This window comes from Pseudomonas sp. RIT357 (assembly GCF_000632245.1).
Classification (GTDB): domain Bacteria; phylum Pseudomonadota; class Gammaproteobacteria; order Pseudomonadales; family Pseudomonadaceae; genus Aquipseudomonas; species Aquipseudomonas sivasensis.
This window is the reverse complement of the sequence record NZ_JFYX01000048.1, coordinates 231,613-245,742: the sequence shown is the minus strand read 5'-3', so window position 1 is coordinate 245,742 and position 14,130 is coordinate 231,613. Positions and strand designations below refer to the sequence as shown.

The window sequence follows — 14,130 nt, the reverse complement described above, 5'->3', positions numbered from 1 at the left end:
CTTGCTGGACGATGTATCCATCCGGTCGCTGTTAAGCGGTCATTTATAGCGATTGAATGGCAGGTTTAACCCCTACGCCTTAGCGCAACCGACCAGACCACTTGGCGTGCTCGGTCAAGCATGCTCTCGCGCAAACGCGCTCATGAACCCCCATAACGCCTCGAACGCCGGCACTGAAACGGCGTTGAAACCGTGGGATGGCGAGGGCCAGAGTCTACGGATAAACTGGCCTGCCCCTACCTGCCATTTCATGGAAAGAGAGCAGACCACATGGCAAAGACCTTCGAGCTTGAAACCCTGAAGATGCGCCTCAACGACGCCGAGTTTCAGCTGCTGGATCTGCACCAGCGGATCCAACGTGCATTACGTGCGCTGATCCTCGACGGCGCCCTCGGCCCCGGCTTGAAACTGCCCGCCACGCGGGTGCTGTCCAAGTCATTGGGGTGCGCCCGCGACACCGTTGAGAACGCCTATGTGCAGCTGCATCGGGACGGGTTTATCGTGCGCCGCGAAGGCGCCGGCAGTTACGTCTGCGACACGGTGGGCGTCGAATTGCGCGGTGCCGGCCGCCGACGCCTCAAGGCTCAGGAAACCAGGAGCAGCGTCGCCGCACCGGGCGCCGAACTCAGCCAGCGCGGGCGGATGATCTTCGACACCGGCGGCGTGCGCGATCAGCAAGTCATCAAGGCATTCGCCACCGGCCTGCCGGAAACCCGCAGCTTCCCGACGGATGTGTGGGAGCGTTTGCAGCGCCAGGTCATGAAGGACTATCGCGCCAGCGTGCTGCTGCATGGCGACCCACAAGGCGCCGAGCCCCTGCGCAAAGCGATTGCCACCTACCTGAACCTCGAACGCGGCGCCAAATGCTCACCCGACCAGGTGCTGGTGTTGAGCAGCACACGTCAGGCGTTGTACCTGTGCGCGCAATTGCTGGTGGACGCTGGCAAGCCGATCCTGCTGGAAAACCCCGGCTATTACGGCGCCCGCAAGGCTTTCCAAATTGCCGAAACCAAGGTGATGCCCATTGATGTCGATGAACACGGCATCCGCACCGACCTGCTTTATGCCGACCGCAGCGGCGCCAACTGTGTGTATGTCACGCCCTCTCACCAGTACCCCACCGGCGCGACCTTGCCCCTGGAGCGGCGACTTGAGTTGATCAATTGGGCGGCGCAAAAAGGCAAGTGGATCATCGAGGATGACTACGACAGCGAGTTCCATTACGACGGGCAACCCACGGCCTGCGTGCAGGGCCTGGACAAGTATCAGCGCACGCTCTACATCGGCACCTTCAGCAAGACCCTCTACCCCGGCCTGCGCATGGGGTACATGGTGCTGCCCTCTGAGCTGGTGAAGCCCTTTGCCTATGCCCGCAGCATGATGGACGGCCACACACCGCAAACACTGCAACTGACCCTGGCGCGTTTTATGGAAGACGGTCATTACAACGCCCATGTGCGGGCCATGCGCAAGCTGTATGCCGGACGCCGCTCGATCATGCACGACGCGATCGGCAAGTACCTGAGCAAAGTGGTCACCGCCGAATTGCCGCCGGGCGGGTTGCAGATCCCCTGCCTGCTGAAAGCCGGATGGTCCGAGGAGAAAACCATCCGCCAGGCGGCTACTGCCGGCGTGCAACTGTCCGGCCTCAGCGGCTTGTACGCGGGCGAACCGAAGCAACAAGGCTGGCTGCTGGGCTACTCCTCCCTGACCGCGCATGAAATAGAAGCCGCCATGTTGCGCCTGGCCAGCGCCCTGAAAATCTAATGGCCCAGCGCACAGTTCAGCGGCAGTTGCCGGGCTTGTGCGGCCACCCGCGCGCGCCGGGGCAAGCGCCTGGGGTGATCAGGCGTGGACGCTCCTGTCGGGCGATCTGCTCGACCAGATCCAGGTCGACCCTGTGCGTCACCGGATGCACGCCATAGTTCAGGGCTTGGACAAGTTGAACACAGCGCCATGGGACAAATGCCCACCTGACTTGAGGTCCAGGCCCAGGATCTTGTCCCCCGGTTCCAGCAAAAACAAAACCAGCATATCCCCCGCCAACCATTAAAAAAAGCAGCCCTTTGGCACCGATAACATCGTTTCTCGGGGGCACCGCTTATCCCTATATTGATCCGCACTATCTGTGTGAACGACTCAACGTTCACCCCTCAGTGCGAGTAGTCTCAATGAACAAAAAACCTGACAGCGCAGGGCTTGATAATGCGGGCGCCGGGACACGGGCGGTCTGGGGTGGAGAGCAAGTCAGGCATCCCTATAACGCCACGCAGGCGCCTATTGTGCTCAGTGCGGCGTATGGTTACGACGATATCGACGTCTGGTACGACGTCGCCATGGGTATAGCCCCGGGCTTTATCTATAGCCGCATGAGCAACCCGACGGTCGAGACCCTCGAAGCCAAGATTGGTGAGTTGGAGAAAGCCGAATCCGCAGTCGCATTCAGCAGTGGCATGGCGGCTATCAGCAGTGTGCTTTATACCTTCCTGGCCCAGGGTGACCGCGTGGTGTCGACCAAGGACAGTTACGGCGGCACCAACAAGATTTTCGAGGAGTTCCTGCCGCGCACGGGGGTGGAGGTGACCTTGTGCGAGACGTTCGATCACGAGGCGATCGAACGGGAAATCGCCAGGGGCTGTCAGGTGGTGTACCTGGAAACGCCGACCAATCCGACCCTGAAGATCCTTGATATCCAACGCCTGGTTGCGGCGGCCAAACGCGTGGGCGCGCTAGTGGTAGCCGACAACACGTTTGCCACACCACTCAATCAGAACCCCTTGGCCCTGGGGGTCGATGTGGTCATTCACAGCGCGACCAAATTCCTCAGTGGTCATGGTGACGTATTGGGCGGCCTGGTCTGCGGCAGTGAAGCCCTGATGGCCAAGGTTCGGCATTACCGTGAAATCAACGGTGCCACCCTTGATCCACTCTCGGCTTACATGATCATTCGCGGCATGAAAACCCTGGTGCTGCGCATGCGTCAGCAGCAACACAGCGCCCGTGCCCTGGCAGAATTTCTCTGCACAGAGCCGCTGGTGGCTTCGGTCAATTATCCCGGCCTGGCCGACCACCCGAACCACGCGGTGGCGTGTGCGCAGATGGGCGGTTTTGGCGCCATTGTCAGCTTCGTACTTGTTGGCGGCATGGACTCGGTCAAGCTGCTGCTGCCACGCCTGCGATTTGCCCACTGTGCGGGCAATCTCGGTGCGGTGGAAACCATTTACGGCCCTGCGCGCACTACCAGTCATGTGGAAAACACGCTGGAGGAGCGCCAGGCGCTGGGCATTTCGGAAGGATTAGTGCGGGTTTCGGTGGGTATCGAAGACACCGACGATCTGCTCGACGATTTAAAGCAGGCGTTCGCATTTGTCAGGGGTTTGCGCGATGACAAAAGTCAGCAGCCCGCCTTCAGCGAGGGCGTGAACTGACCTTTCAAACCTCACGACAGGGCCGTCTGTGAGGCGTTTCATGAAGAGGAATAATAATAAAACTGTGTGGCGACGCTTCTATCTGCCCTCACTACTTTCATGAGAACAACCATGTCCATAACAGAAGAAAAAACCAACACGCGTGCCGGCTTCAAACAGGAAATGCAGACGCGCCACATTGTCATGCTGGCCTTGGGTGGCGTGATTGGCACCGGACTCTTTCTAACCTCCGGCTATACCGTTAACCAGGCAGGCCCGCTGGGTGCGGTGATCGCCTACATCATCGGCGCACTCATGGTGTACATGGTGATGATGTGCCTCGGCGAACTGGCAGTGCAGATGCCGGAAACCGGCTCGTTCAGCACGTACGCGACCCGTTTTCTCGGCCCAGGCACCGGCTACACCGTGGCCTGGCTGTATTGGCTGACGTGGACGGTGGCCATTGGTTCGGAGTTCACCGCCGCCGGCATCCTGATGACGCGCTGGTTTCCTGACACGCCCGTGTGGATCTGGAGTGCATTGTTTGCCGGGGCGGTATTTTTTACCAACGTGGTCTCGGTCCGTTTGTTCGCCGAGACTGAGTTCTGGCTGTCCCTGATCAAGGTGGTGACGGTCGTGGTGTTCCTGATCATCGGCGGCGGCGCCATTCTCGGCCTGCTCAATATCGATCAGGCCCACAGTATCGGCCTCGGTAACTTCACACGCGAAGGCTTGTTCCCCACCGGTTTCATGTCGATTGCCATGACCTTGCTGGCGGTGTCGTTCGCGTTTTCAGGCACCGAACTGATCGGTATCGCCGCCGGTGAAACCAAGGACCCGCAACGCAATGTGCCACGGGCTATCCGCACCACCGTGCTGCGCCTGGCTATCTTTTTCGTCGGGACCATTTTCGTGCTGGCGACGTTGCTGCCGCGTGAGCAGGCCGGTCTGGTCGAAAGCCCCTTCGTCACCGTGTTCACCTACATTGGTATCCCCTACTCCGCCGACATCATGAACTTCGTGATCATCACCGCGCTGTTGTCGGCGGCCAACTCCGGGCTGTACGCCGCCTCACGGATGCTCTGGACCCTGAGCGACCAAGGGCACCTGCCCAAGCAGTTCTCCCACTTGACCCGCATGGGCACCCCATTGAACGCCATCGTACTGAGCATGGTCGGTGGCGGCGCATCCCTGCTCAGCAGCGTGTTTGCCGCCGACACGGTGTACCTGGCGCTGGTGTCGATTTCCGGGTTGGCGGTGGTGGTGGTGTGGATGAGTATCGCCGCGAGTCAAATTGCATTCCGCCGTCAGTTCGTGGCCAATGGCGGCGACGTGCGCGACCTCAAATTCAGGGTCCGGGGTTACCCGTGGGTGCCTTTGGGCGCACTGGTGTGCTGCAGCCTTGCTTGTGTGGGGATCGCGTTCGACCCGGAACAGCGCGTCGCGTTGTACTTCGGTTTGCCCTTCATCGCCTGGTGCTACTTCGTGTATTACATTACCCGTAACAGCCGCGAACGACGCTTGTCGCTCGCCACCACGGTTCAGCCGTCCCCCTAGACGGTGTGGGCAAGCGTGCTGAGTACCGCGTCAATAAGGTCCAGACCATGAAGCAAAAGCCGCTCCCTCCGTTGAACTGGCTGCGCGCGTTCGAGGTGTCCGCCCGGAGCCTGAACTTTACTCACGCCGCCGACGAACTGTGCCTGACCCAGGGCGCGGTCAGCCAGCAGATCCGCCAACTGGAAAGTCATCTGGGCGTGGCGCTGTTCAAGCGCCTGCCTCGGGGACTGGGGCTGACCGAAGAAGGCCAGGCCTATCTGCCGGTGGTGCAGGATGCGATTACACGGCTGGCGGTGGGCACCAACGAGATTTTTGGCCAGCACAAACGGCGGCCGATCAAGGTGCGTGGCAGCCTGGCGTTTTTCGTCCACTGGCTGGCACCCAAGCTGGTGGACTTTCGTCAGGCTCACCCCCACGTCGATATCCGCTACATCAGCAATATCTGGATCAAGGAACTGGATGGCGAAGACGATATGGAAATTCGCTGGGGGCATGGTCAATGGCCTGGCCTCGTGTCCCAGCGGCTGACCTGGGACACCTTGTTCCCGGTCTGCTCACCCGCCCTGATGGCGCGATCACCGCTGACGGTGGCGAGCGACGTTGCGCGGCATACGTTGTTGCATGTGCTGGGTTACGAAGAGGGTTGGGGATACTGGCTGAAGATGGTCGGCGCGGACGACGTCGATTCGTCCCGTGGCATGCAGTTCGACACATTGATCTCGACGTTGCGCATGGCCGAACTTGGGCAAGGGATTGCGCTGGCACGCTCCTCAATGGTTGACGAGATGCTCCAGGACGGGCGTTTGATCGAGCCCTTCGACCAGCGCATCGAAGCCAGCGAGTCGTTCTACCTGGTACGCGGCTCCGGGGCAGACCAGCACCCCGACGCCATGATGTTTTCTACCTGGCTGGTCGAGCAGGCCCATCGCTACAAATAAATGGCCGGAGCCAAACCATGCACTACATAAGCACTCGAAGTTCGACCGTGCAGGCCGACTTTGAAAAGGTCGTGTTGTCCGGCCTGGCCGACGACGGCGGACTGTTCGTACCCACCGACCTGCCGCTGTTCGAGCCCCAGGATATCGCCAACTGGTCAACCTTGCCCTACGACGAACTGGCGTATCGGATCATACGTCCGTTTGTTGGCGGGACCATCCCCGAAGCGGACCTCAAGCGCCTGCTCAAAGAAGCCAGCAGTCAGTTCAAGCACCGTGCGGTGGCGCCGCTGCATCAGGTCGATCGCAACGAATGGGTGCTTGAGCTGTTCCACGGTCCGACCCGCTCCTCGAAGGATTTCGCCGCGCAGTTGCAGGCGCAACTGGTGCAGTACTTTCTGCATAAGCACCCGCGACGCGCAGTGGTGCTCGGCGCCACCAACGGAGACACCGGACTCGCGGCGATCGAGGCGTTCAAACACAGTCACGACACCCACGTGGTGCTGCTATACCCGGAGTCCGCGGTCGCGCAGCATCAACTACACGAGTTGCAGGGGGTTGCGCATCCCAATGTGCATACGTTCGCAGTCGCCGGTAGCTTTGACGACTGCCAGCAGCTCGCGAACCGCTTGTTCAGGCATTGGCCCAACCCGCGCCATGAGGCGATCAGCTTCAATTCCAGCAACTGGGTCAACGTGCTGGCGCAGCTCGTGTTTTATTTCTACGCCGTGCTGCAATTGGGCGCAGGTCAACGATCTGTCGGCTTCAGCGTGCCGGCGGCGAGTTTCGCCGAAGTCTACGCAGGCTACATCGCGCAAAAAATGGGCCTGCCGATTACCCAAATCATCGTCGCGACCAACAAAAATGACGCCCTGCATCAGTTGTTCCTCAAGAACCATTACAGCCGCCAGCGCGCTGACAAGACCCTGTCACCGGCCATGGACTTGTCGATTTTCTCCAACCTCGAACGTTTTCTCTGGGAGTTGTATGGACACGACGCTGCGGCAGTCAGTGCGCTGATGGCCGAATTCGAAGCCAGCGGCGAGATGACCATCGCCAACGACTGCTGGTTGCAGGCCCGGATGATCATCGACTCCTATGCGGTCAGCGATGAAGAAACCCTGGCCGAAATCGCCTCGCTCTACCGTGACACGGGCTACCTGATTGACCCTCACACGGCCACCGGAGTACTGGCCGCAAGGCTTTATCGGCGCAGCCTGGTCGCGCCAATGGTCACCCTCGGGGAAACTTCACCGGCCAAATCCGCTGCGCTGCTCAACGCACTGGGCATCAATGTGCCGGGGCAACACGGCCAAGCGACAGCGCACTTACACGCGCAGCGTTACCGGATAACGCCCGACGACGCCGGCCTCCTTTATCAACTGCTCGATACGCTGTGAACGACGGGAGACAGGGGGCCACATGAAGCGCATTCTGGATCCGCTCGATGAGCGCATCATCGCCGAGTTGCGGCTCAATGCCCGGGCCGCCCACGCTGAGCTGGCGGCCAAGGTCAACCTGTCCCGCAACGCCGTGCGCCAACGGATCGAACGGCTGGAGCGTGACGGTGCAATTCTGGGCTATACGGTACTGACCGGCGACGGGCGCCAAGCCTCATCCCAGATCAACGCAGTGATTTTCGTCTATCGCTATGACCGCATGCGCGGCGAGGATGTCTTGCAAGCCCTGCGGGCAATTCCTGAAGTGATCCAGTGCGACGTCATGAGCGGCGAATTCGACCTGATGCTGCGCGTCGGCGCATCAAGCCCGCAGCGGGTGCATCAGGTCTGGACTCAAATCTCGGCCCTGGCGGGGGTTGAAAATACCGTGACGTCATTCGTTCTATCGTCCGTTGTCTAAACCGGTTTCGCGGTAAAAAAAAGCCAACGATCGTTGGCTTTTTTTGTTCCCCACGCAGCACCTACCCCTTGGTCAAAACGCCCATGAAATAGAGCAAATTGGCATATTTCACTGCCATGGTCGCGCCCCTAATCTTATGCCAGACCACTCATCACACAGATCAAGGGCATAAAAAAATGACTGAATATAAAATTGCGCTGGTGGGCTTCGGTGGCGTCAACCGAGCGTTGGCCCAGTTGATTGCCGAACGCAACGAAGACTGGAAAAACGCACTGGGTTTTACCCTGAAAATCGTCGGTGTCACCGACCTCTTCCTCGGCTCACTGATCAACCGTCAAGGGCTGGATGCCGCCTCACTGGCCGCGCTGCCGGTGTCCAAGGGCGCCCTGGCAAACCTACCGGGGGGCGACGCGGTCGCGCGCACTGAAGCCGTGATCAAAGACTCCGGCGCAGACATCATTGCCGAAGCGACCTTCACCAACCCGGTGGACGGCGAACCTGCGACCACGTTCTGTCGCTGGGCCCTGGAAAACGGCCAGCACGTGGTGACCACCAACAAAGGACCGATTGCCCTGCACGGCGCGGCGTTGAAGGCCCTGGCTCAGCGCAACCACGTGGCGTTTGAATACGAAGGCTCGGTGATGAGTGGCACGCCTGTGATCCGCCTGGCCAGGCAATTGCTGGCCGGCAGCAGCATCAACAGCTTCGAAGGCATTCTCAACGGCACCTCCAATTTCGTCCTGACCCGCATGGGAAATGGCCTGGGCTTTACCGAAGCCGTCGAGCAGGCGCAGGCCCTGGGGTACGCCGAAGCCGACCCGACTGCGGATGTCGAAGGCCATGATGTACGTCTCAAGGTGGTGATCCTGGCCAACGAGCTGCTGGATGCATCACTCACCGTCAGCGATGTGCGCTGCAACGGTATCAGCGCCCTCACCCTTGAGGACATCGATCAGGCCCGCCAGAACAATGCACGCTGGAAACTCATTGGCGCCGCCACACGGCATGCCGATGGCTCGGTCAGTGCCAGCGTCGAACCGCGCCTGTTGGGCAACGATCATCCGCTCTCCAGCATCGGCGGCGCCACGAATGCAGTGTCGTTCAGCAGCGACCTGATTGGCACGGTGACGGTTTCGGGACCGGGCGCCGGTCGTACAGAAACAGCCTTTGCGCTGCTGTCGGACATCATCAGCCTTCATCAATCCGCTGCACAGGGTCGGGAGTAAGCCATGAACGTATCGAATTTGGCCCGTACGGTTGGGACAGCACAAATACAGGTGTTCAATCCCTTTGACGGTGCGCTTGTCGGCACCGTAGCCGACGTGTGTGCGTCCCAGGTTCCGCACTTGCTGGAACAGGGTCGCCAGGGCGTTCGGGCCAGTGCGGGCTTGCCGCGTTATCGCAGGGCACAGATTCTCGAACAGACGGCCTTGAACATCGAACGCGATGCATCGGCATTTGCCCGACTGATCGTCGACGAAGCCGGCAAGACCCTCAAGCAGGCGCAAAAAGAGGTCAAGCGCTGCGTCAACACCCTCAAGCTGTCGGCCGAAGAAGCCCGGCGCAATGCCGGCGAGGTGATCCCTTTTGATGCCTATGAAGGTTCAGAGTCTCGCCAGGGTTGGTTCTCCCGCGAGCCCCTTGGCTTGATCGTCGCCATCACGCCATACAACGATCCCTTGAACCTGGTGGCGCACAAGCTCGGCCCAGCCATCGCCGGCGGCAACGCGGTGATTCTCAAACCGTCGCAATTGGCGCCGTTGTCAGCCATGAAACTGGTGGCGTACCTGATTGACGCTGGCTTGCCCGAATCGGTGGTCACGGTTGCCACCGGTGGTGCCGAACTGGGCAAAGCCCTGGTCGCGGCCCGTGACGTACGCATGATTTCCTTCACCGGAGGCTTTGTCACCGGTGAGCAGATCTCCCGCACCGCAGGCTTGAAGAAACTGGCAATGGACTTGGGCGGCAATGCGCCCGTAATCGTCATGGACGACTGCGACCTTGAGGCCGCAGTGGCGTGTTGCGTGTCCGGCGCCTTCTGGGCGGCAGGACAAAATTGCATCGGCACTCAGCGACTGCTGGTTCATGGGTCCGTTTATGCCGCGTTCCGCGAACGTTTTGTCAGCCAGGCCCAGGCCCTGTTGGTCGGCGACCCGTTGCTTGCCAGCACCGATATCGGCCCGATGATTACCCGGCAAGCGGCGCAGAATGCCGAGCGCGTGGTAGCCGACGCGTTGGCCCAAGGCGCAACCTTGCTGTGCGGGCACACACGAAAGGATTCGTGTTACGCCGCCACCGTATTGGAAAACGTCGATCACGCCAGCGCACTCTGGCGCAACGAAGTCTTTGCGCCCGTGGTGGTATTGCAACGGGTTGAGTCCTTCGATGAGGCCATCGCGCTGGCCAACGAGCCTGACTACAGCCTGCACGCCGGTATCTTTACGAGCGACCTGGCGACGGCCTTGAGCGCTGCCCGCAGGATTGAGGCGGGAGGTGTGATGATCAACGACTCGTCCGACTATCGCTTTGATGCAATGCCCTTTGGCGGTTCCAAATACGGCAGCCTCGGCCGTGAGGGCGTGCGTTTCGCCTACGAGGAGATGACCCAACCCAAGGTGGTGTGCCTGAATATCCGGGCTTGATCGATCCAAGGTAGTCAGCAGTGGGAGCGGCTGCCTCCCATTGCCAACCGTCCCAGGCACTCACCGCTGACAGGCATTGATCGGCGGCACTCGCCGACGCCAGGGTTGCGCACGCTCCAACTGCGCAGCAAGGGCGAACAGCGTACTTTCCTCGCCAAAACGGCCCGCGAAGTGGGCGCCCATCGGCAGGCCGGCGGCGCTCCAGTACAGCGGCACCGACATCGCCGGTTGCCCGCTGGCGTTGAACAACGCGGTAAACGGTGAGTAGCTGTGAAACTGCTCAATCAGTTCATCCAGGCTCAAGCGGTCGTCCTGCACATCCAGCTCGCCAATCGGTGCCGGCTCACGGGCCAGGGTCGGCGTGAGGATCAGGTCGTATTCCTGCATGAACATCGCCAACTGCCGGCCCAAGCCATGAATCCACTCCACCGCGCCCGCGTAATGGGCCCCGCTGACATCGCCCTTGCTGCGCAAAATGATCCGGGTGCGCGCCTCAAGCTCATCGGGCTGCACCGCAAAGCCGCGCATCTGTCCCAGCACGTCGAGATAGTGACGGGTACTGGCGCCAATGATGGTGAAGACCTGATCGAGAAATTCCGGCAGTGACACCGGCAACTTCACCGGCTCAACCCGATGGCCCAGGGATTGGCACAATCTGGCGGCCTCCTGCACCGATGCCAGCGCTTCGCTGGACGTCGGCCAAGGCCCGAGTTGCTCCACCAGTGCGATGCGCAGCGGCCTTGGGTCGCGCTGTAACGCCGAAACATAGGGCTGCACCTGCACCGGTGCGGCATAGGGTGCGCCGAGGTCGATCCCGGCCGTTGCATCCAACAAGGCGGCGCTGTCACGTACCGACAAGGTGATCCCATGGGGCGTGCCCATGCCGGCCCAGCCTTCGCCGACCATCGGCCCTGATGGCAACAACCCGCGACTGGGCTTGAGGCCAAACACCCCGCAGCAGGACGCCGGCACGCGCAAGGAGCCGCCGCCGTCGTTGCCATGGGCAAACGGGACGACACGCGCCGCCACCAAGGCGGCCGCGCCACCGCTGGAGCCGCCCGCACTGTGCCCGGTGTTCCAGGGGTTGCGTGTGGCGCCAAAGCGCGTGGACTCGGTGGAGTACGACGTGCCGAATTCGGGCGAGGTACTGGTGCCGGCAATCACGCAACCGGCACGGCGCAAACGGGTCACCAGTTCGGCTTCAAAATCTGCGCGAAACCCTCCCAGTGCCTGGGAACCGTTGGTCATCGCCGCGCCGTTGACCGGCGAAAACAAGTCTTTGATCAAAGTCGGTACGCCCGCGAATACGCCGTGGCCGGGCTGCACGGTGCGTGCAGCTTCACGGGCCGACGTGTACAGCCGTTCGGCCACGGCATTGAGCTGCGGCTCGACCCACTCAATCCGGTCAATCACCGCTTCAAGCAACTCGCCGGGGTGCACTTCGCCACGGCGGACCCACTCGGCCAGGCCGGTGGCATCCTCGCTGTCCAACAAATTCTGGATGTTCATGTTTATCTCCTTTTAGTTACGAATGACTTGACCGGAAGGCACCCGGAGCCCCTTTACGTCGGGCGTGCAGGCCTGCCAGCGCCCAGATCGCCGCCGAGGCAAAGCTGGCCAGCGCCAGCCACTGGATGGAGGTGCGCAGGTCACCGGCGTAGACACTGAGCAGCGCCACCACCAGCGGGCTGACAAATTGGCCGAAATACAGGCAAGCCGTGAACCCGCCCAGGCCGCGCCCGCGCGTCCGGGCACTCAGGGCATTCATCACCGGCGCCATCACGTTGGGCACCAGCAGCCCGGCGCCCAGGCCGTGAATCAGCACCGCCACCAGCACCGCGATGTAGCTTTGCCCGCGCATCAGCAGCCACAGCCCCAACCCCAGCAGAGCCAGCAACAGCGCGTTGCAACCGACGATACCGAAGCGTCGACGCAGCAATGGCCAGGCCAGCGAACCGCCCAGGGTCGCGAGCAAACCCAGGCCCGCCGACAGCCCGATCAGCGTGCTAGAGGTCACTCCCAGGCCGACCAGCAGAATCGGGGCCTGGATCGGCACGATAAAACTCAGGACCATCCCGCTGAGAATCAGCAGATAACCCAGTACCAACGGCACCACGGCGACCCTGCCCGGCTCGGGTTCGTCGAGGGACTGCGGGCGGCTAGCCGGTTCCCACAGCACCTTCATCATCAGCGGCACCAACAGCAATGGCAGCAGGTACAGCAGGAACGGCAGGCGCCAGGAATGCTCGCCCAGCGCGCCGCCCACCACAAAGAACAGCGAGCCCACCAGGCCGATGGTTACTACCTGCCGATTGATGTAGCGCAGCCGTTCCTCACCGTGCCAATAGTCGGCAATCAAGGTGGCGCAACAGGTCATCACGGCGGCTTCGGCGCAGCCGAACAACAGGCGCACGCCCACGATGGCCTGCAAGTTATCCAGCAGTGCCGGCAAGGCGCCGAGCACGGCGTATAACAAGGTCGCGATGACCAGCAACGCCTTGCGCCCGACCCGGTCGGCCAACCAGCCGGCCAACGGCGCGCACAGTGCAATCGCCAGCGCCGGCCCGGTGACCGCCAAGGGCACCAGCAAGTCGGCGCGCGGCTCCAGCGGACCAAACGTGGCGCCAAGCTTGGGCAGGATCGGCGCAACCATGACCGCGCCCATGATCGTCAGGCTGCTGCCGAGCATCAGCACCAACCCTTCACGACGACCGCTGGCTTGCCGGGGTGGTGCGTATTCAGAACGTGATGGATTCATGACCAGCCCCTTAAAAGCTTTGAGAAATACGCAGCGCCACGGTGTAACCCTCGGCACGGTTGCGCGCGTCGGTTTCCTTGTAGGCATGCAGCCAGACCGGTGGCAGGCCCGGCTTGAAGTAACTCACCGCCGGCCCCACTGCCAGCACCCGCGCTCGGTTGCCAGTCTGCAACCCTGGCGCATCGTCATCGCTGAACTGGCGGTAGTAATAACCACCCAGGCCCAACGTCCACGGGCCGATGTGCTGGCCCACGGCAAACTCGTGGCGGTACTCGACACCGTTTTTGTAATCGGTTGCGGGGTTGCGGGTGTTGACGTCGACTTCAAAGCTTGAGGAAACCTCGAAGCCACTGTCGGTGAGGTAGGTGGCGTTGACGATCGGCGAGAACGTCCAGTGATTGAGACCGGGGGAAACCAGACGGTTCTTGTCGTAGTCACCGGTAGGCGCCTGGATCTGCAATTGGGTGTTAATGAACAGATTCGGCGATGGGTTCCATTGCAGGATCACCGGCAGGAATTGCACATCGGCCAGTCGAAACGGATCAGCCTCCAGGCTCAGCGGCCCAATGGGGGTCGGCACCTTGACGGAAGCGTCCATCTTGAAAAACGGCACCACCACGCCAAACCCATAGTGGGCGCCGAGTACAGTGTGATCAGTCATGCGCATATAGGCGACGCCAATCGACAAGACGTCCAACGAGAAGTGGTTGTCGATCGAACGGCCGTTGCGGTCCTTCTGCACATTGGCCGAGTAGAACGCCGTACGCAGCCCGATGGTGCCGAACGGCGTGGCCGGTGGCATCATCCCCGCGCCGAAGTCATACACGCCGACCGCCGTGGTCGGCGCGCCGTTCTCGGTTGCCTGGACGCCGGCGCAGCAACCGAGCAGCCCCAGGGTGAACAACGTCTTGCGTGCAGCGCTTGCGTTATTGTTATTGCTCATCGAATGCCCCTCCCAGCAAGTGGTGTGG

At 61.4% G+C, this 14,130-nt stretch carries 13 protein-coding genes; 8 read left to right on the top strand and 5 right to left on the bottom strand.

What is annotated here, in order from left to right:
* Positions 1-270: 270 nt before the first annotated feature.
* Entirely contained in the window at positions 271-1,767 is a 1,497-nt protein-coding gene (locus BW43_RS01570) for a PLP-dependent aminotransferase family protein (RefSeq protein WP_032891409.1), read from the top strand.
* A gap of 16 nt (positions 1,768-1,783) precedes the next feature.
* Here BW43_RS01570 and BW43_RS29405 read toward each other — a convergent pair whose 3' ends face one another.
* The gene (locus BW43_RS29405) at positions 1,784-1,909 is read right to left on the bottom strand and encodes a hypothetical protein (RefSeq protein ID WP_256227043.1); all 126 of its coding nucleotides are present in this window, start codon (positions 1,907-1,909) and stop codon (positions 1,784-1,786) included.
* A gap of 17 nt (positions 1,910-1,926) precedes the next feature.
* Entirely contained in the window at positions 1,927-2,034 is a 108-nt protein-coding gene (locus tag BW43_RS29400; protein WP_256227042.1) for a hypothetical protein, read from the bottom strand.
* Between the two features lie 137 nt (positions 2,035-2,171).
* Between BW43_RS29400 and BW43_RS01575 the strand changes: the two genes are divergently transcribed.
* From BW43_RS01575 to BW43_RS01605, 7 genes are all read left to right on the top strand, one after another.
* A complete protein-coding gene (locus tag BW43_RS01575) occupies positions 2,172-3,428 on the top strand; it encodes a cystathionine gamma-synthase family protein (protein WP_032891408.1) in 1,257 nt (418 codons plus the stop codon).
* A gap of 111 nt (positions 3,429-3,539) precedes the next feature.
* Complete coding sequence (locus BW43_RS01580) at positions 3,540-4,964, top strand: amino acid permease (protein ID WP_032891407.1); 1,425 nt, start codon at positions 3,540-3,542, stop codon at positions 4,962-4,964.
* Between the two features lie 47 nt (positions 4,965-5,011).
* Positions 5,012-5,902: a LysR substrate-binding domain-containing protein gene (locus tag BW43_RS01585; protein ID WP_032891405.1), complete on the top strand. Its 891-nt coding sequence runs from the start codon at positions 5,012-5,014 to the stop codon at positions 5,900-5,902.
* A gap of 17 nt (positions 5,903-5,919) precedes the next feature.
* The gene (thrC, locus tag BW43_RS01590; RefSeq protein WP_032891404.1) at positions 5,920-7,299 is read left to right on the top strand and encodes a threonine synthase; all 1,380 of its coding nucleotides are present in this window, start codon (positions 5,920-5,922) and stop codon (positions 7,297-7,299) included.
* A gap of 22 nt (positions 7,300-7,321) precedes the next feature.
* A complete protein-coding gene (locus tag BW43_RS01595; protein WP_032891403.1) occupies positions 7,322-7,759 on the top strand; it encodes an Lrp/AsnC family transcriptional regulator in 438 nt (145 codons plus the stop codon).
* 176 nt (positions 7,760-7,935) lie between these two features.
* The gene (locus BW43_RS01600) at positions 7,936-8,985 is read left to right on the top strand and encodes a homoserine dehydrogenase (RefSeq protein ID WP_032891402.1); all 1,050 of its coding nucleotides are present in this window, start codon (positions 7,936-7,938) and stop codon (positions 8,983-8,985) included.
* A 3-nt stretch (positions 8,986-8,988) separates the two neighbouring features.
* A complete protein-coding gene (locus BW43_RS01605; RefSeq protein ID WP_032891401.1) occupies positions 8,989-10,401 on the top strand; it encodes an aldehyde dehydrogenase family protein in 1,413 nt (470 codons plus the stop codon).
* A 60-nt stretch (positions 10,402-10,461) separates the two neighbouring features.
* On the opposite strand, the gene BW43_RS01610 is transcribed toward BW43_RS01605, so the two are convergent.
* The 3 genes from BW43_RS01610 to BW43_RS01620 are packed head-to-tail and all read right to left on the bottom strand — an operon-like array spanning position 10,462 to position 14,102.
* Positions 10,462-11,910 (bottom strand): amidase, encoded by a 1,449-nt coding sequence (locus BW43_RS01610; protein WP_032891400.1) that lies wholly within the window; start codon positions 11,908-11,910, stop codon positions 10,462-10,464.
* A gap of 16 nt (positions 11,911-11,926) precedes the next feature.
* The gene (locus BW43_RS01615) at positions 11,927-13,159 is read right to left on the bottom strand and encodes an MFS transporter (protein ID WP_032891398.1); all 1,233 of its coding nucleotides are present in this window, start codon (positions 13,157-13,159) and stop codon (positions 11,927-11,929) included.
* Between the two features lie 10 nt (positions 13,160-13,169).
* The gene (locus BW43_RS01620; protein WP_032891396.1) at positions 13,170-14,102 is read right to left on the bottom strand and encodes a transporter; all 933 of its coding nucleotides are present in this window, start codon (positions 14,100-14,102) and stop codon (positions 13,170-13,172) included.
* Positions 14,103-14,130: the final 28 nt, after the last annotated feature.